Origin of the sequence: Novosphingobium kaempferiae (assembly GCF_021227995.1) — a bacterium.
Taxonomy (GTDB): Bacteria; Pseudomonadota; Alphaproteobacteria; order Sphingomonadales; family Sphingomonadaceae; genus Novosphingobium; species Novosphingobium kaempferiae.
Map to the genome: position 1 here is coordinate 390,020 of NZ_CP089301.1, position 14,999 is coordinate 405,018.

The 14,999-nt window shown below is 66.9% G+C and carries 16 protein-coding genes and 1 tRNA gene; 2 read left to right on the forward strand and 15 right to left on the reverse strand.

Features of this window, described 5'->3' with window-relative positions:
- Positions 1 to 119: 119 nt before the first annotated feature.
- Positions 120 to 1,703: a phosphoglycerate dehydrogenase gene (serA, locus tag LO787_RS01880; RefSeq protein WP_232494197.1), complete on the reverse strand. Its 1,584-nt coding sequence runs from the start codon at positions 1,701 to 1,703 to the stop codon at positions 120 to 122.
- 182 nt (positions 1,704 to 1,885) lie between these two features.
- Entirely contained in the window at positions 1,886 to 3,031 is a 1,146-nt protein-coding gene (locus tag LO787_RS01885; protein WP_232494198.1) for a phosphoserine transaminase, read from the reverse strand.
- Between the two features lie 198 nt (positions 3,032 to 3,229).
- Here LO787_RS01885 and LO787_RS01890 point away from each other — a divergent pair, with 198 nt between their 5' ends.
- Positions 3,230 to 3,901 carry an extensin family protein gene (locus LO787_RS01890; RefSeq protein WP_232494199.1) on the forward strand — a complete coding sequence of 224 codons (672 nt, stop codon included), beginning with the start codon at positions 3,230 to 3,232 and terminating at the stop codon, positions 3,899 to 3,901.
- Between the two features lie 24 nt (positions 3,902 to 3,925).
- On the opposite strand, the gene LO787_RS01895 is transcribed toward LO787_RS01890, so the two are convergent.
- The 10 genes from LO787_RS01895 to LO787_RS01940 form a co-directional block, all read right to left on the reverse strand.
- The gene (locus LO787_RS01895) at positions 3,926 to 5,044 is read right to left on the reverse strand and encodes a TonB family protein (RefSeq protein ID WP_232494200.1); all 1,119 of its coding nucleotides are present in this window, start codon (positions 5,042 to 5,044) and stop codon (positions 3,926 to 3,928) included.
- 104 nt (positions 5,045 to 5,148) lie between these two features.
- Positions 5,149 to 7,095 (reverse strand): potassium transporter Kup, encoded by a 1,947-nt coding sequence (locus LO787_RS01900; protein WP_232494201.1) that lies wholly within the window; start codon positions 7,093 to 7,095, stop codon positions 5,149 to 5,151.
- A 124-nt stretch (positions 7,096 to 7,219) separates the two neighbouring features.
- The gene (locus LO787_RS01905; RefSeq protein WP_232494202.1) at positions 7,220 to 7,888 is read right to left on the reverse strand and encodes a tetratricopeptide repeat protein; all 669 of its coding nucleotides are present in this window, start codon (positions 7,886 to 7,888) and stop codon (positions 7,220 to 7,222) included.
- Positions 7,885 to 8,298 (reverse strand): cytochrome c-type biogenesis protein, encoded by a 414-nt coding sequence (locus LO787_RS01910; RefSeq protein WP_232494203.1) that lies wholly within the window; start codon positions 8,296 to 8,298, stop codon positions 7,885 to 7,887. Before LO787_RS01910 ends, LO787_RS01905 begins: the two co-directional genes overlap by 4 nt.
- Positions 8,295 to 8,864, reverse strand: a complete 570-nt coding sequence (locus LO787_RS01915) for a DsbE family thiol:disulfide interchange protein (protein WP_232494204.1) — start codon at positions 8,862 to 8,864, stop codon at positions 8,295 to 8,297. Before LO787_RS01915 ends, LO787_RS01910 begins: the two co-directional genes overlap by 4 nt.
- On the reverse strand, positions 8,861 to 10,822 hold the full coding sequence (locus LO787_RS01920; protein WP_232494205.1) for a heme lyase CcmF/NrfE family subunit: 1,962 nt from the start codon (positions 10,820 to 10,822) through the stop codon (positions 8,861 to 8,863). The genes LO787_RS01915 and LO787_RS01920 overlap by 4 nt, the downstream gene beginning before the upstream one ends.
- A complete protein-coding gene (gene ccmE / locus LO787_RS01925) occupies positions 10,819 to 11,277 on the reverse strand; it encodes a cytochrome c maturation protein CcmE (protein WP_232494206.1) in 459 nt (152 codons plus the stop codon). The genes LO787_RS01920 and ccmE overlap by 4 nt, the downstream gene beginning before the upstream one ends.
- Positions 11,277 to 11,417 (reverse strand): hypothetical protein, encoded by a 141-nt coding sequence (locus tag LO787_RS01930; protein ID WP_232494207.1) that lies wholly within the window; start codon positions 11,415 to 11,417, stop codon positions 11,277 to 11,279. The genes ccmE and LO787_RS01930 overlap by 1 nt, the downstream gene beginning before the upstream one ends.
- Entirely contained in the window at positions 11,417 to 12,151 is a 735-nt protein-coding gene (gene ccmC, locus LO787_RS01935; protein WP_232494208.1) for a heme ABC transporter permease CcmC, read from the reverse strand. Before ccmC ends, LO787_RS01930 begins: the two co-directional genes overlap by 1 nt.
- A 134-nt stretch (positions 12,152 to 12,285) precedes the next feature.
- Positions 12,286 to 12,362, reverse strand: a tRNA-His gene (locus tag LO787_RS01940).
- Between the two features lie 179 nt (positions 12,363 to 12,541).
- On the opposite strand from LO787_RS01940, the gene LO787_RS01945 reads away from it, so the two are divergent.
- Entirely contained in the window at positions 12,542 to 13,174 is a 633-nt protein-coding gene (locus tag LO787_RS01945; RefSeq protein ID WP_232494209.1) for a prolyl hydroxylase family protein, read from the forward strand.
- 144 nt (positions 13,175 to 13,318) lie between these two features.
- On the opposite strand, the gene LO787_RS01950 is transcribed toward LO787_RS01945, so the two are convergent.
- The 3 genes from LO787_RS01950 to fabZ all read right to left on the reverse strand — a co-directional run bounded on the left by LO787_RS01950 (position 13,319) and on the right by fabZ (position 14,982).
- Complete coding sequence (locus LO787_RS01950) at positions 13,319 to 13,888, reverse strand: superoxide dismutase family protein (RefSeq protein ID WP_232494210.1); 570 nt, start codon at positions 13,886 to 13,888, stop codon at positions 13,319 to 13,321.
- Between the two features lie 256 nt (positions 13,889 to 14,144).
- Entirely contained in the window at positions 14,145 to 14,372 is a 228-nt protein-coding gene (gene rpmE / locus LO787_RS01955; RefSeq protein WP_232494211.1) for a 50S ribosomal protein L31, read from the reverse strand.
- A 157-nt stretch (positions 14,373 to 14,529) separates the two neighbouring features.
- A complete protein-coding gene (fabZ, locus tag LO787_RS01960; RefSeq protein ID WP_232494212.1) occupies positions 14,530 to 14,982 on the reverse strand; it encodes a 3-hydroxyacyl-ACP dehydratase FabZ in 453 nt (150 codons plus the stop codon).
- Positions 14,983 to 14,999 lie beyond the last annotated feature (17 nt).

Here is a 14,999-nt window from a genome sequence, read left to right on the forward strand (position 1 = left end):
CCTTCCGCCTTTATGTTGACTGAGTCAACAATAATGCGTGCTACCCCGAGCGCGCACGAAAAAGGGGCCGACGCCATGGCGCCGACCCCTCTTCCGTTGGGAGCCTGTGAGGCGTCAGGTCAGAACGCGAGCGCCTTGACCAGCTTCACGCCGGGCAGCTTGCCTGCCTGGTCGAGCACGTCGCCCGCCACCGGGTTATCGACCGACAGCAGCAGCACCGCCTCGCCACCGGCTTCGCGGCGGCCGAGGTTGAAGGTGCCGATGTTGATCGCGTTGTCGCCCAGCAGCGTACCGATGCGGCCGATGAAGCCCGGCGCGTCCTCGTTGACGATGTAGAGCATCGAGCCGTCCAGCTCGGCCTCGACCTTGATGCCGAACAGTTCGACGAGGCGCGGCTCGACGTTGTTGAACAGCGTGCCCGCGACCGAACGCTCGCCTGCTTCGGTCTTCACCGAGACGCGGATCAGCGTGTGGTAGTCACCCTCGCGCTCGGTCTTGATCTCGCGAACCTCAAGGCCGCGCTCCTTGGCGAGGAACGGGGCGTTGACCATGTTCACCGTGTCCGACTGGACGCGCAGGAAACCGGCGAGCACGGCGGCGACGATCGGCTTCTGGTTCAGTTCGGCGGCAGCGCCCTCGCAGTGGATCGAGATGCGCGGAACCGAATCGCGGGTCAGCTGGCCGACCATCGAGCCGAGCAGTTCCGCCAGCTTCATGTAGGGCTTGAGCTTCGGGGCTTCCTCGGCGCTCAGCGACGGCATGTTGAGCGCGTTGGTGACGCCACCGTTGACGAGGAAGTCGGCCATCTGCTCCGCGACCTGAAGCGCGACGTTGACCTGCGCTTCGGTCGTCGATGCGCCGAGGTGCGGGGTGCAGATGAAGTTCGGGGTGCCGAACAGCGGCGATTCCTTGGCCGGCTCGGTCTGGAACACGTCGAGAGCGGCGCCCGCGATGTGGCCCGAATCGAGGCCCGCCTTCAGCGCGGCTTCGTCCACCAGACCACCGCGTGCGCAGTTGATGATGCGAACGCCCTTCTTGGTCTTGGCGAGGTTCTCGGCCGAGAGGATGTTGCGGGTCTGGTCGGTCAGCGGCGTGTGCAGCGTGATGAAGTCCGCCTTCGCCAGCAGCGTTTCGAGGTCGGCCTTCTCGACGCCCATTTCCACGGCGCGCTCGGGCGTCAGGAACGGGTCGAAGGCGACGACCTTCATGCGCAGGCCCAGTGCGCGGCTGGCGACGATCGAGCCGATGTTGCCCGCGCCGATGAGGCCGAGCGTCTTGCCGGTGACTTCGACGCCCATGAAGCCGTTCTTCGGCCACAGGCCCTGCTGGGTCTGGGCGTTGGCTTCGGGAAGCTGGCGGGCGAGCGCGAACATCAGGGCGATGGCGTGCTCTGCGGTGGTGATCGAGTTGCCGAACGGCGTGTTCATCACGACGACGCCCTGCGCCGAGGCAGCCGGGATATCGACGTTGTCGACGCCGATGCCGGCGCGGCCGATGACCTTGAGGTTCTTCGCGGCGGCGAGGATTTCCTTGGTCACCTTGGTGGACGAACGGATGGCGAGGCCATCGTAGTCACCGATGCGGGCGATCAGCTGTTCCGGCGTCTCACCGGTGATGACGTCGACGTCGCAGCCCATCTCGGCGAAGATGCGGGCGGCGTTGGGGTCCATCTTGTCGGAAATGAGGACTTTGGGCTTGGTCATGGAATGGGTTCCTTCACGCTGGCCGTAAGCACGGCTCTGGCGGAGTGAAAATCACGGAGCAAACATCCTCGTCACCCCCGCGAAGGCGGGGGCCCATCTCCAGGTCCATCGAATGGGACAACTCAGGAGATGGGTTCCCGCCTTCGCGGGAATGACGATGGTATTTCTAACGCGGGTATTGCTTACGCGACGGCCTGCTCGGCCTTGACGGTGGCGTAGGCCCAGTCGAGCCACGGCCCGAGCGCCTCGATGTCCGCTGCGTCGACGGTCGCGCCGCACCAGATGCGCAGCCCCGCCGGGGCGTCGCGGTATCCGGCGACGTCGTAGGCGGCGTCCTGCTTTTCGAGCAGGGCGGCGAACTTCTTGATGAAGTCCGCGTCGGCGCCTTCGACGGTCAGGCAGACCGAGGTCTTCGAGCGGCTCGCCTCGTCGGGGGCGAGATGGCCGAGCCAGTCACGCTCCGCGACGATCTTGCCGAGCGCGGCAGCGTTGGCGTCCGAGCGGGCCTTCAGACCCTCCAGACCGCCGAGGCCCTTGGCCCATTCCAGCGCGAAGATCGCGTCCTCGACGGCAAGCATCGAGGGGGTATTGATCGTCTCGCCCTTGAACACGCCCTCTGCGAGCTTGCCCTTGGAAACGAGGCGGAACACCTTGGGAAGCGGCCATGCCGGGGTGTAGGTTTCCAGACGCTCGACCGCGCGGGGGCCGAGGATGAGGACGCCGTGACCGCCCTCGCCGCCCAGAACCTTCTGCCAGGAAAAGGTGGCGACGTCGATCTTCGACCAGTCGATGTCGTAAGCGAACACCGCCGAGGTCGAGTCGGCGAAGGTCAGGCCCTCGCGGTCGTCGGGGATGAAGTCGGCGTTGGGGACGCGCACGCCCGAGGTGGTGCCGTTCCAGGTGAAGAGCACGTCGGTGCTCCAATCCACCTGGGTCAGGTCGGGAAGCTGGCCGTAGTCGGCGCGGATCACGGTGGGATCGAGCTTCAGCTGCTTGGCAGCGTCCGTCACCCAGCCTTCGCCGAAGCTTTCCCACGCCAGCGTCGTCACGCCGCGCGCGCCGAGCATGGTCCACATGGCCATCTCGAAGGCGCCGGTGTCGGAACCTGGAACGATGCCGATGCGGTGGGTGTCGGGCAGCTGCAGCACTTCGCGCATCAGGTCGATGCAGTAGGCGAGGCGCGTCTTGCCGATCTTCGCGCGATGCGAACGACCCAGCGATTCGACGTTCAGTTTTTCGGGGGAGTAGCCCGGCGGCTTGGCGCAGGGACCGGAAGAGAAATGCGGACGCGCAGGCTTGCGCGCCGGAAGCGTAATACCATCAGTCATTTCTGACTCTCCTTGCAGAGAGCACGCGCGGCGTTGGGACCGCGTGGCCCGGAGCCGCTCCTAATGTGGCGCCGGGATATGTCAATCGCCTTGCAGGCCAATGGGCTGTGCAAAACGACCGCGCAGGCATGGCGCCCCGGCGCGCGCCAAGGCACGGGTAAGCGCAGGTTAAGCGAGCCCCCGGAAGTTTGACCCGACATGTCTGTATCGCGGAAATTTTTACTGGTCCTGCCCCTCCTCGCCCTCGCGAGCGGGTGCATCGACCGGCCTTCGCCCCAGAAGAGGCAGCCGAGTCGCACGTCGAGTCGCCCGCCCGCCCCGCCGCGCCCGGAGCTGCGCCAGTGCCTCTCGAACCTCACGGCGCAGCGCGCGGTGTTCACGCCGGTGGAGGATCGCTGGTACGGCAGCGCCTGCTCGACGGTCGGCACGGTCAAGCTGGCGGCGCTCAACACCGACAGCGCGACGATCAGCGTCACCGGCCTCGGCCCCGTCACCTGCGCAGCATCCACACCCTTCGCCGCCTGGGCGCGCTATGGCGTGGACCGCGCGGCGCAGCAGATCCTCGGCAGCAGGCTGGTGAAGATCGAGACCTACGGCAGCTATTCGTGCCGCAACGTCGCGGGAACCAGCCGCCGCTCGGGCCATGCCAGCGCCAACGCCATCGACGTTTCCGCCTTCGTGCTGGGTGACGGACGGCGCATCAGCGTGCTCGGCGGATGGAACGGCGGCTCCCCCGCCGAGCGCCGCTTCCTGCGCGTGGTCCACGACAGCGCCTGCAAGCGCTTCGGCACGACGCTGGGCCCCGACTACAACGCCGCGCACGAGAACCACTTCCATCTGGAGGCCGACGGGGCGAATTTCTGCCGCTAGCCCGCGCCGAACAGACGGCCCGCCTCAGTGCGTCAGGATGATCGGTTCATCGTCGGCATCGTCGTCCGAAGCGGCGTCGGGGCGGATCACGAAGCGGATGCGGTCCACGCAGCCGCTTCGGCCTTTCTCCGAGGCCAGTGCCTTGGCCGACCGGATCACCTGCAGCGCCTGCTGGCCGAAGTCCTCCGAGGGCTGCGCGGCGAGCACCCTAGCGTTGCCGACCTCACCCCACGGCGCGATGTCGTAGCTGACGATGGCCCAGCCTTCGATCCGGCGGCGGTTGTAGGCCTGCGGGAAGCGCAGCACCGGCGCACTCGCCCATTCGCGTCCGGCGGGGCAGGCGGCGGCGGGGGCGAAGGCGCTCTTGTCCGGCATCGGCGGCGCGGGCATCACTTCGGGCTGGTGCCAGTAGGGATAGCTGCACCCGGTCCGCGCCCCGCCGGTGAAGCGCGACTGCCGCATCGCTTCCACCGCCGCATCGTCGAGCGGCTTGCTGCCGGTGCCCGTCTTCACGCGCACGTTGACCGGCCTGCCATCGGCATCGGTGTCGTAGGAGATCAGCGTCCAGTCCTTGACGCCGGGCGTGCCGGGCACTTTCGCGAAGTTGGGATAGGCGCGCAGCAGCGGCGCCGGTCGCGGCGCCTCTGCGCAAGTGCCTTCCCGGAAGATGCGCGCCCAGCCCTGCTGCGGCAGGCGCCCCGTCGTCGGCGTCACCGTGTAGGATACGAGGTCCGCCACCGGCGCGGTCGCGAAGGGTTCGACACGGCTGGCGAAGCTGACCGAGCATCCCTTGCGCGCAACGGCGGGAAAGCGGCTGGCGGCAAGCGCCGGAGCGATGTCGGGGTTCGGCGGCATCCGCCGGTCGTCGCGGTGGATCGAGACGGGCCGTCCGGTAGCGTCGATATCGAAGCCGAGCGTCACCGGCTGGCGGTTCGTCGCCCCGGTCCAGCCGATGCTGCTCCACGGGCGGCGGATCGGTTCCCCGGCAACGGCGACGCCGCCTTCGCAGCGCACTTCGCCGGGCGTCCAGACAGCAAGGCCGCGCTCGTTCGCCTGCGTGGGAGCCACCGCAGGGGGAGGCACAGAGGGAGGCGCAGGCGGCACCGCCACCGCCATCAGAATTGCCAGAGCCGCCGCCAACATGCCTGTTCCCCTGATCCGAGGAAATCAGGCTAACATCCCGGCACGACAGAACAAGGACGGATGCAGCGGGACCGGAGCCGGTTCACCGCCATTTCCGATCCGGTTCAAATCTCCAGCTGGCTGCCCAGTTCGACCACGCGGTTGGTGGGCAGGCGGAAGAACTCCATCGCGCTGGCGGCGTTGCGCATCATCCACGCGAACAGCTTTTCGCGCCAGATCGCCATGCCCGGCTTCTCCGACGGCACCAGCGTCTGGCGCGAGAGGAAGAAGCTGGTCTTCATCATCTCGAACGGACCGCCGCAGAACGGCGCATGGGCGAGCGCGGCGGGAATGTCCGTCTCCTCCATGAAGCCGTAGCGCAGCGTCAGGCGATAGAAGCCCTGCCCCAGATCGACGACGGTGAAGCGGTCCTCCGGCTCCACGTAGGGGCCGTCCTGGACCTCCACCGTCAGCACCACCACGCGCTCGTGCAGCACCTTGTTGTGCTTGATGTTGTGGAGCAGCGCGGAGGGCACGCCCATGTTGCTCGACGCCATGAAGATCGCCGTGCCGGGCACGCGCGCGGCGCTGCCGTGGGCGCTCTTGGCGAAGACGTTGAGCGGCAGCGCGGCCTCGGTCATGCGATCGCGCATGAGGCGGCGGCCCTTGTTCCACGTCGTCAGCAGGGTGAAGGCGATGCCGCCGATCATCAGCGGGAACCAGCCGCCGTCGGGGATCTTGGTGGCGTTCGCGGCGAAGTACGCGCCGTCGACCACGAAGAAGGTGACGATCACCGGCACCGCCAGCCACAGCTTCCACTTCCACAGCACGATCACCAGCACCGCCATGAGGCAGGTGTCGATCAGCATCGCACCCGTGACGGCGATGCCGTAGGCCGAGGCGAGGTTGGACGAGTTCTGGAACACCAGAACCAGCACGATCACGCCGGTCATCAGCGCCCAGTTCACGAACGGGATGTAGATCTGCCCGGCTTCGTGCTCGCTGGTGTGGCGGGTCGAGAGGCGTGGGATGAAGCCCAGCTGCATCGCCTGGTGGGTGATCGAGAACGCGCCCGAGATCACCGCCTGGCTGGCGATGAAGGTGGCGCAGGTCGCGAGGATCACCAGCGGCAGGCGCAGCGATTCGGGGGCGAGGTTGAAGAACGGGTTCTCCATCGCCACCGCCGCCTGCGCATCGTCGAGGCCGAGGATCATCGCCGCCTGCCCGAAGTAGTTGATGAGCAGGCACGGCATCACGAAGGCGAACCACGACAGGCGCAGCGGCCCGCGACCGAAGTGCCCCATGTCGGCATAGAGCGCCTCGGCGCCCGTCACCGCCAGCACGACCGAGCCGAGCGCGAGGAAGCCGAGGATCTTGTCGGTGAGGAAGAACTGGATCGCGTACCACGGGTTCAGCGCCACCAGCACTTCGGGCATCTGCACCAGATGGTAGATGCCCAGCACCGCCAGCACGGTGAAATACGTGACCATGACCGGCGCGAACAGCGCGCCGATGCGGGCGGTGCCGCTCTTCTGGATGACGAACAGCGCGATCAGCAGCACCAGCGCGATCGGCAGCACGAACGGCGCGAGGTCGGACTGGACGACGGTGAGGCCCTCGACCGCCGAAAGCACCGAGACCGCCGGGGTAATCATCGAATCGCCGTAGAACAGCGAGGTCGCGAAAACGCCCAGCAGCACGACGAGGCCGCCGTAGCGCGACTTGCGGATCGCGCCCGAGATCAGCGCGACGAGCGCGAGGCTGCCGCCCTGCCCCTTGTTGTCGGCGCGCATCAGGATGCCGACGTACTGCACCGAGACGACGAGCGTCATCGACCAGAAGATCAGGCTGACGACGCCCAGCACATGCAGTTCGTCGATCGCCAGCGGATGCGGGCCGACGAAGGTTTCGCGAAAGGCGTAGAGGGGGCTGGTGCCGATGTCGCCGAAGACGACGCCGACGGCGCCAAGCGCGAGCTTGGTGATGTTGCCGGTCCCGTTGCCGTGGCCCGAGCCGTGCGACTCGCCCGCCGTCGAAGGGACATAGGGCGCGCCCGCTGGAGATTCACTCATTCATGCGTCCTGTAATGGACTCGCAGGCACGCTGAAGCGGCTGCGGTTGGCGAGCGCCGTTAGCAGCATGGATGGGGGCAGGCAACGAAACTTGCAAGGCTGTCGGGCCGGGGCAATGTTCCGTTCAGGGAGTGACTGGCCCGGGCTGAACGGGCGGCGATTCGCCCTTCTGCGCGGCGATGGCGGCATCGAGCCGCATCAGCTGCTCGCCCAGCATCATGCGCCATGGCGCATCCGCGGGTGCAGTCTTCACAACATCGGCCCAGAGGTCGCGCGCCTCGGCCAGCTTGCCCTCGCGGGCGTAGGCGAGGCCGAGGAAGAAGCGTGCGCCGGGTGCATCGGGCTCGGCGTCGATCGCACGGTGGTAGGCATAGAGCGCGGGCGGCGTCAGCATGTTGTCGGCATGGGCGACAAGCGAATTGGCGAGCGCCAGCCAGGCGTCGGCGTTCTTCGGATCGTCGGCCACAGCACCGCGCAGGACTTCGGCGGCATCGGCGTAGCGACCGTTACGGGCGAGGCCGTCGGCGATCACCACCCAGCGGTTGCTGGTCGGGATGCCGCTGTTGGTGACTTTCGAACGCCCTTCGACAAGCGCGGCGGGATCGGCGGAGACGGATTCGGTCGCATCCTTGGGCGCGCCCGCAAGGCTGGGCGAGCCTTGCGTGACGTAGCCCGCGATGCCCAGCAGCAGCGCGGAGGCCACCGCCTCGCGCGTGCCCTTCGGCACCTTGAGCACGAACAGCAGCAGCGCCAGCACCACAAGGGCGAGACCGATGACGAGAACCCAGGTCATTGCGCCCCTCCCTTCTTCGAGAAGCGGCGGCGCAGCAGCAGGAACGCGATCAGCATCAGCACGGCGGGCACCGCGAACAGCGGCCAGGTCAGCCCGGTGAGTTGCGGCGCATAGCTGACATAGTCGCCATAGCGCTCGATCAGCCAGGTGCGGATCTGCTCGGGCGTCTCCCCGGCGGCGATGCGTTCGCGCACCAGCGAGCGCATGGAGCCGGCGATGGGGGCGTCCGAATCGGCGATGGATTGCCCCTGGCACTGCAGGCAGCGCAGCGTCTCCATGAGATCCTGCGCCTTCGCCTCCTTCGCCGGATCGCTCAGCTGGCGATAGGCATAAGGCGCAGTGGACTGCTCCTCCTGCGCGAAGGCGGGCGCGGCAAGGGCGAGCGCGATGAAGGCGATGAGGCGCTTCACCGCTGCGCCTCCTTCAGCTTCTCCAGCAGCAGGCCGAGATGCTCGGGCCGGATCTCGCCGATGTGCTGGTAGACGATCGTGCCCTTGCCATCGACCACATAGGTTTCCGGCACGCCCGACGATCCGAGCGCCAGTTGCACCTTGCCGTCGTCATCCGCGCCGATGCGCTGGAACGGGTCGCCGTTCGCGTCGAGGAAGGCGTGGAGGTTCTCGGTCGTGTCGCGCACCGAGATGCCCTCGATCGGCACCCCCGCCTTCGCCAGCGCGCCAAGCTGCGGCGCCTCGACGCGGCACGGGATGCACCAGCTGGCGAAGATGTTCACCAGATGCGGCTTGCCATTCGCCAGCACCTTGCTGTCGAGACCGGGGCGACCCGGCAGCGCGGCGGGCAGGTCGAACTGCGGCATCGGCTTGCCGACGAGGGCGGAGGCGACGTTGCGGTCGGCCGGTCGGTACAGGCCCACCATCACGAGCGCGACAAACCCCACGAAGAGCACCAGCGGTAGCCACAGGGCCCACCTCAGGTTGCGCTTGGTGCCGTTCAGTGCATGCTCGGTGTCGCTCATCGCCCCTGCCTTTCGCGGCGCCAGGCGATCTTGTCCTTGGCGATGATACGGCGCAAATCCGCCATTACGCGGCCGATCAGTGACAGGAATCCACCGAAAGCGATCATCAGTCCGCCGATCCAGATCAGCGGCGCGAAAGGCTTCCACCACAGCCGCAACTGCCAGCGATCGCCGCCTTCCGCCTTGGGTGCTTCACCGCCGAGAACCGCGTAAAACTGCCCGTTCCAGCGGGTCAGCAGCGCCGATTCGCTCGTCTGCTGCGGCGGCGCCCAGAAGCTTCGCGACTGCGGCAACACGCGCAAAACCTTGCCACCAACCCCATACCGAACCAGCAACCGCGCCTCCATCGCCGTCCAGTTCGGCCCGGCGACCGGCTCCACCGCATCAAGCTTCACGCCCCACGGCCCCACCTGCGCGACCTCGCCAACCCGCACGGCAACGAGCTTCTCGATGGAGAACGCGCTCTCGCTGCTCATCCCGAACAGGGCGACGGCGATGCCGAAATGCGCGACGACCATGCCCCAGATCGGCAGCGGCGTGCGACGCAGGTTGCGGCCTCTGAGCGGCAGCAGGCTGGCGAAAGCGAGCCCCACCGCCAGCGCAAGGCCGAGGAACGGCAGCAGCGCAACGCCGCCCACGACGACCAGCCCAAGCGCCATCGCCGCGACCAGCATCGCCGGGATCACCAGCCCCTTCCCGATGCGCGCGAACTTGTCCTGCCGCCAGCGCAGCAGTGGCCCGACCATCAGCACCACCAGCATCGGCACCGCGAAAAGCGCGCCCATCGGGTTGAAATACGGCGGCCCGACCGAGACTTTCGCCCCCATCGCCTCGGCCACCAGCGGATAGAGCGTGCCGAACAGCACGATGCCGAGGATCGCCGAGAGCATGACGTTGTTGAACACCAGCGCCCCCTCGCGGCTGACGAGAGCGAAGCGCTCGCCCTCCGTCACCGTCGAGGCGCGCAGGCCGAACAGCGTCAGCGCGCCGCCGATGTAGATCGCCAGCAGCGCGAGGATGAACGTTCCGCGCTGCGGGTCCACCGCGAAGGCATGCACGCTCGTCAGGATGCCCGAGCGGACGAGGAACGTGCCGATCATCGACATCGAGAACGCGACGACGCCCAGCATGATCGTCCAGGCCCTGAGCGCATTGCGCGCCGCCAGCACGCCGCACGAATGCAGCAGCGCGGTCGCCGCCAGCCATGGCATCAGCGAGGCATTCTCGACCGGATCCCAGAACCACCAGCCGCCCCAGCCGAGTTCGTAGTAGGCCCAGTAGGAACCGGCGGTGATGCCCACCGTCAGGAAGATCCATGCGCCCAAGACCCACGGACGCATGGCCTTGGCGAAGGCAGGCCCGACCTCGCGCGTCACCAGCGCGCCGATGGCGAAGCTGAACGCGATGGAGAGGCCGACATAGCCGAGGTAAAGCGTCGGCGGATGGAACGCGAGGCCGAGATCCTGCAGCAGCGGATTGAGCCCGTTGCCCTCCATCGGCACGGGCGACAGCCGCTCGAACGGATTGGAAGCTATCAGCAGAAAGGCGTAGAAGCCAAGGCTCACGAAGGCCTGACCCGCCAGCGTCGCCAGCATCGTGCGCTCGGGCAGGCGCTTCTCGACGAGCGCCACGAAGGCCCCGCCCAGCCCCATCACCGTCACCCACAGGAGCATCGAGCCCTCGTGGTTGCCCCAGGCTCCGGCGATCTTGAAGACCAGCGGCTTCATCGAATGCGAATTGAGCGCGACCAGCTTCACCGACAGGTCGGTGACCGCGAATACGTAGATCAGGCAGGCGAAGGCGATCAGCGCCAGCAGCCCCTGCACCACCGCGACCGGTCGCACCGCCTCGCCCAGCACCGCGCCGCGCGTGGTCAGCCCGAGGCCCCCGGCGACGAGTTGGAGGCCGGCCAGCGCGGCGGCCAGCCAGAGGGCGGCAAGACCTAATTCAGCGATCATTTGGTTTCTTGCATGACCTTTTCGGCCTGTTCCCTCGTCATGTCCTGCATTTCGCGGGGCACGTAATTCTCGTCATGCTTGGCGAGCAGGTTGTCGGCAACGAAAGTGCCGTCCGCGCCCATTTTTCCCTCGGCGACGACGCCCGATCCCTCGACGAAGAGCGAGGGCACGATGCCCCGGAACGTCACCGGCACCCGCGCCTTGCCGTCCTGCACGACGAAGTTGACAGTCACCCCGTCCGCCGCCGTCTTCAGCGAGCCCTTCTCCACCATGCCGCCAAGGCGCACGGCGCGGTCCGCTTCGGGCGGCTTGGCCACGATCTCGCTCGGCACGTAGAAATAGCTTGCCTGGTTGCGCAGAGCCCACGCCGCCAGCAGCGCCGCACCGATCAGCACGACGAGCGCGACGACGAGCAGGATGAGCCGCTGATGCTTGGCTTTCACTGCCGTCGCCATCAACGATTCCTTGCCATATCGCGACGCTTTTCCGCCCGTCGCATCGAGAGCAGCGACCATGCGACCATCGCCAGCGTCGCCCCCACGCCCACGACGTAGGCGGCGACCACGAAGGTCCACGGGTTCATGATCTCGCGCATCAGAAGGCTTCCACTTCGGCCCGGGCTTTGCGGCGCAGGCGTGCCTCGGCCTGCTGCTCGGCGAGGATCGCCCGCATCCGCGCCAGCACCACGCCTGCGAAGATCAGCGTGAAGCCCAGCATCGCGGCGAGCAGCGGCCAGAGGAAATCGCCGGACATCGCCGACTTGCCCATGGTGATGCTCGGCGGCTGGTGCTGACTGTTCCACCAGATCACCGAATAATGGATGATCGGCACGTTCACCGCGCCCACCAGCCCGAAGATTGCGGGGGCGCGGTTCTGGCCGCCGTCCGATGCCTCGCTCGCCTGCGACAGCGCCATCCAGCCGAAGTAGAGGAACAGCAGTACCAGCATCGAGGTCAGCCGCCCGTCCCAGACCCACCAGGTTCCCCACGCGGGACGTCCCCACAGCGATCCCGTAAGCAGGCAGACGGCAGTGAACACCGCGCCCGGCAGTGCGCAGGCCTTGGCCGCGATGGCCGCGAGTGGATGACGCCAGACCAGTTCGGTGAAGCTTGCTCCCGCGATACCCATCCAGCCCGCCATGCCCAGCCATGCGGCGGGCACATGGAGATAGACGATGCGCACCGTCTCTCCCTGCAGCTTCTCGGCCGGGGCGACGAACAGGCCCCAGCCCAGAGCCAGCGTGGCGACGACCAGCCCCGCGCCCATGCACAGGGGCATCAGCCAGCGGGCGATGCGCAGGAAACGGGCGGGATTGGCAAAGCCGTGCATGACAGGCGCGCTTCTATAGTGCGTGTTGAAAGGAGCAAGTGACTCAGATCAAAGCACAGCGCTTTTCGCGCGCCAATCAGGCTTTTGGTATGAGGTCCACAAACCGGACATCATGCTGTGGTAAAAGGAAAAGATGGGGCGATCGATGGGGTTCGAACCCACGACCTCCGGTACCACAAACCGGCGCTCTAACCAACTGAGCTACGATCGCCACATGCGCGCCCCAAGGGGACACCGCGTCCTGCATCGGAGGCTGCTGCGTCCGGTGCGGAGCGCGCCTTTTGCACAGCATGCGGATTCTTGCAAAGCAAAAATGCGGGTGCGCGAAAATTCACCGCAAAGGCCGCGCGCTCGATTTCCTTCCGGCCGCCCATGGCTAATGTCACCGCCATGACCGTACCCGGCGAATCATCGGCTGCAAGACTGCTTTCCCACCCCGGCGTGCAGCGCTTCCCCTCCTCGCGGCTGGACCTGTTCATCCTCAAGGACTTCCTGAGCGCGGATCGCTGCGCGCAGCTTGTCGACCTCATCGAAACGAACAATCGCCCCTCCACCCTCGCCGACTACAACGGCGACGATGCCTTCCGCACCAGTTCGACCTGCGACCTCTCGCCCGAGTTTCCGGTCGTCTCCGAACTGGCGCAGGCGCTGTCGGACCTCTCCGGCATCGACCTCGCCCATGCCGAACCGTTGCAGGGCCAGCGCTACGAGGTGGGGCAGGAGTTCAAGGCGCACACCGACTACTTCGAGCCGAACAGCGCCGATTTCGAGAAGTACTGCGCGGTGCCCGGCCAGCGCACCTGGACCTTCATGATCTACCTGAACGACGTGGAGGCCGGCGGCGCCACGCGCTTCAAGGTAATCGACAAAGTGATCCAGCCGGAAACCGGCAAGCTGATCGGCTGGAACAACCGCCGCGCCGACGGCAGCCCGAATGCCGCGACGCTCCACCATGCGATGAAGGTGCGCAAGGGGCGCAAGTACGTCATCACGCAGTGGTATCGCGAACGGAACTGGGGGTGAAAACCCCGTCGTCCCGGACTTGCTCCGGGACCGGTGGCCGTGAACAGCCTTGCCAACGGCTGGGCGTCTCGCTGTCACTTCGCGCCTAAAGACAGCCAGCGGTCCCGGAGCAAGTCCGGGACGACGCCATCTTCTTACTTCGCCTTACTTCGCCGCAGCGATCACCGCGCAGGCGATTCGGCCACCGGCATTGCCCGAAGGCTGGCTGGTGTAGTCGTCCACGCCCGCATGGATCACCAGCGCCGAACCGTCCGCGTCGAGCAGCGACTTCGGCCCCGGCGAGAGCGTCACGCCCGTGTTGAGGATCTGGGTCTTCAACGTGCCGTCCGCACCGACCGTCTGGTTGGGCATGTCGCCGCCGTGCGGGCCGGTCGCGACCATATAGCCGTGCTGGTGGTCGCCGCCGGTGAAGTGGCCGCCCGAGCTGTCGAACTTGGTCGCGGTCTCGCACAGGCCCTTCTGGTGGAAGTGGAAGCCGTGCTCGCCCGCCGGGATGCCTTTGACGTCGGCGCTGACGAGGACGCCCGCCGGGGTTTCCTGCAGCATGACCATGCCCAGCTTCTTGCCGTCGAGGCCGATCACGTCGGCATGGATCATCGGCGCCGCCGCAGCGGTGGCGGCCGAGTGGCCGGTATGCTCGTCGGCAGCCTGCGCCGTGCCCGCGAGGGACAGGAACGCCGCCGATGCGGCCAGGATGCGGGAGGATCGCTTCATGTCATGTCTCCGGTCTTGCGGGCCACCCAGGCTGGCGGCCCCGGTAAGGATGGCGGTTGAGGATGACCGCAGAACGCTGCCGCGCACATGGACGTTCCCCGCGCGGCGTGTCGCGAAGGGAACCTAAAGCGCTGCACATGAAAGGCAATCGCAACTCTTGCGGAAAGTTCCGTGCGGAACGCGGGCAACAAAAAAGGCGGCCCGAGGGACCGCCTTCTTCGTGAATGATGGCGCGGCCCGCAGGGGCCTTGCGCGATCAGTTCTTCTTGAGCGAGAGACCGCCGAAACGCTTGTTGAACTGGGCCACGCGGCCACCGTCCTGAAGCTGGGCCTTGCCGCCGGTCCATGCCGGGTGCGAGGTGGGATCAATGTCCAGAACCAGCGTGTCGCCTTCCTTGCCCCAGGTCGAGCGGGTCTGGAAGGTGCTGCCGTCGGTCATCTGCACCGTGATGGTGTGATAGTCGGGATGCGTATCGGCCTTCATGGTATGTCTCTTTCGCATGTGGCCGGTTCCGACCGGCCTGGCTTGGAAAGCGGCGCGCTTACAGCGAAGCGGCCGAAAATGCAATATGCTTATCCGGACTAACGTCCGGGAGCGGCAGGTGTCGCATGCCCGGCGCAATGCGCCGGGCACCAAGCAATCAGGCGTCCGCGATCATCGCCGTGAAGTTGACCTCGCAGGTCACCTTGTCGTCGATGGAGGCCTTGCCCCAGAACTTGCAGACGCGCGAACGCTTCTGGACGAAGCCGGTGCGCAGCGTCAGCAGGTGGCCCGGGGTCACGGGGGCGCGGAACTTCGCGTCCTCGATCGCCATGAAGTACACCAGCTTGCCGGTCCCGGCGAGGCCGAGGGTTTCGATCGCGAGGATCCCCGCCGCCTGCGCCAGCGCCTCGATCTGGAGGACGCCGGGCATGATCGGACGACCGGGGAAGTGTCCCTGGAAGAAGTCCTCGTTGAAGCTCACCGCCTTGACCGCCTCGATCTCCTCATCGGAGATCGAGACCACGCGGTCGACGAGCAGCATCGGATAGCGGTGCGGAAGCGCCGCCAGGATCTTCGCGGTATCGTAGACCAGCGGGGTCTCTTCGCTCATGCCCTGCGTCCGTTCCG

What these genes read in the sequence shown, in the direction of transcription:
- LO787_RS01950 (WP_232494210.1), bottom strand. Translation starts at nt 13,888, where the DNA reads ATGAAGCGATCCTCCCGCATCCTGGCCGCATCGGCGGCGTTCCTGTCC.
- LO787_RS01900 (WP_232494201.1), bottom strand. Translation starts at nt 7,095, where the DNA reads ATGAGTGAATCTCCAGCGGGCGCGCCCTATGTCCCTTCGACGGCGGGC.
- ccmC (WP_232494208.1), bottom strand. Translation starts at nt 12,151, where the DNA reads ATGCACGGCTTTGCCAATCCCGCCCGTTTCCTGCGCATCGCCCGCTGG.
- ccmE (WP_232494206.1), bottom strand. Translation starts at nt 11,277, where the DNA reads ATGGCGACGGCAGTGAAAGCCAAGCATCAGCGGCTCATCCTGCTCGTC.
- serA (WP_232494197.1), bottom strand. Translation starts at nt 1,703, where the DNA reads ATGACCAAGCCCAAAGTCCTCATTTCCGACAAGATGGACCCCAACGCC.
- LO787_RS01930 (WP_232494207.1), bottom strand. Translation starts at nt 11,417, where the DNA reads ATGCGCGAGATCATGAACCCGTGGACCTTCGTGGTCGCCGCCTACGTC.
- LO787_RS01885 (WP_232494198.1), bottom strand. Translation starts at nt 3,031, where the DNA reads ATGACTGATGGTATTACGCTTCCGGCGCGCAAGCCTGCGCGTCCGCAT.
- LO787_RS01945 (WP_232494209.1), top strand. Translation starts at nt 12,542, where the DNA reads ATGACCGTACCCGGCGAATCATCGGCTGCAAGACTGCTTTCCCACCCC.
- LO787_RS01920 (WP_232494205.1), bottom strand. Translation starts at nt 10,822, where the DNA reads ATGATCGCTGAATTAGGTCTTGCCGCCCTCTGGCTGGCCGCCGCGCTG.
- LO787_RS01890 (WP_232494199.1), top strand. Translation starts at nt 3,230, where the DNA reads ATGTCTGTATCGCGGAAATTTTTACTGGTCCTGCCCCTCCTCGCCCTC.
- rpmE (WP_232494211.1), bottom strand. Translation starts at nt 14,372, where the DNA reads ATGAAGGCCGATACGCATCCCGACTATCACACCATCACGGTGCAGATG.
- LO787_RS01905 (WP_232494202.1), bottom strand. Translation starts at nt 7,888, where the DNA reads ATGACCTGGGTTCTCGTCATCGGTCTCGCCCTTGTGGTGCTGGCGCTG.
- LO787_RS01895 (WP_232494200.1), bottom strand. Translation starts at nt 5,044, where the DNA reads ATGTTGGCGGCGGCTCTGGCAATTCTGATGGCGGTGGCGGTGCCGCCT.
- LO787_RS01915 (WP_232494204.1), bottom strand. Translation starts at nt 8,864, where the DNA reads ATGAGCGACACCGAGCATGCACTGAACGGCACCAAGCGCAACCTGAGG.
- fabZ (WP_232494212.1), bottom strand. Translation starts at nt 14,982, where the DNA reads ATGAGCGAAGAGACCCCGCTGGTCTACGATACCGCGAAGATCCTGGCG.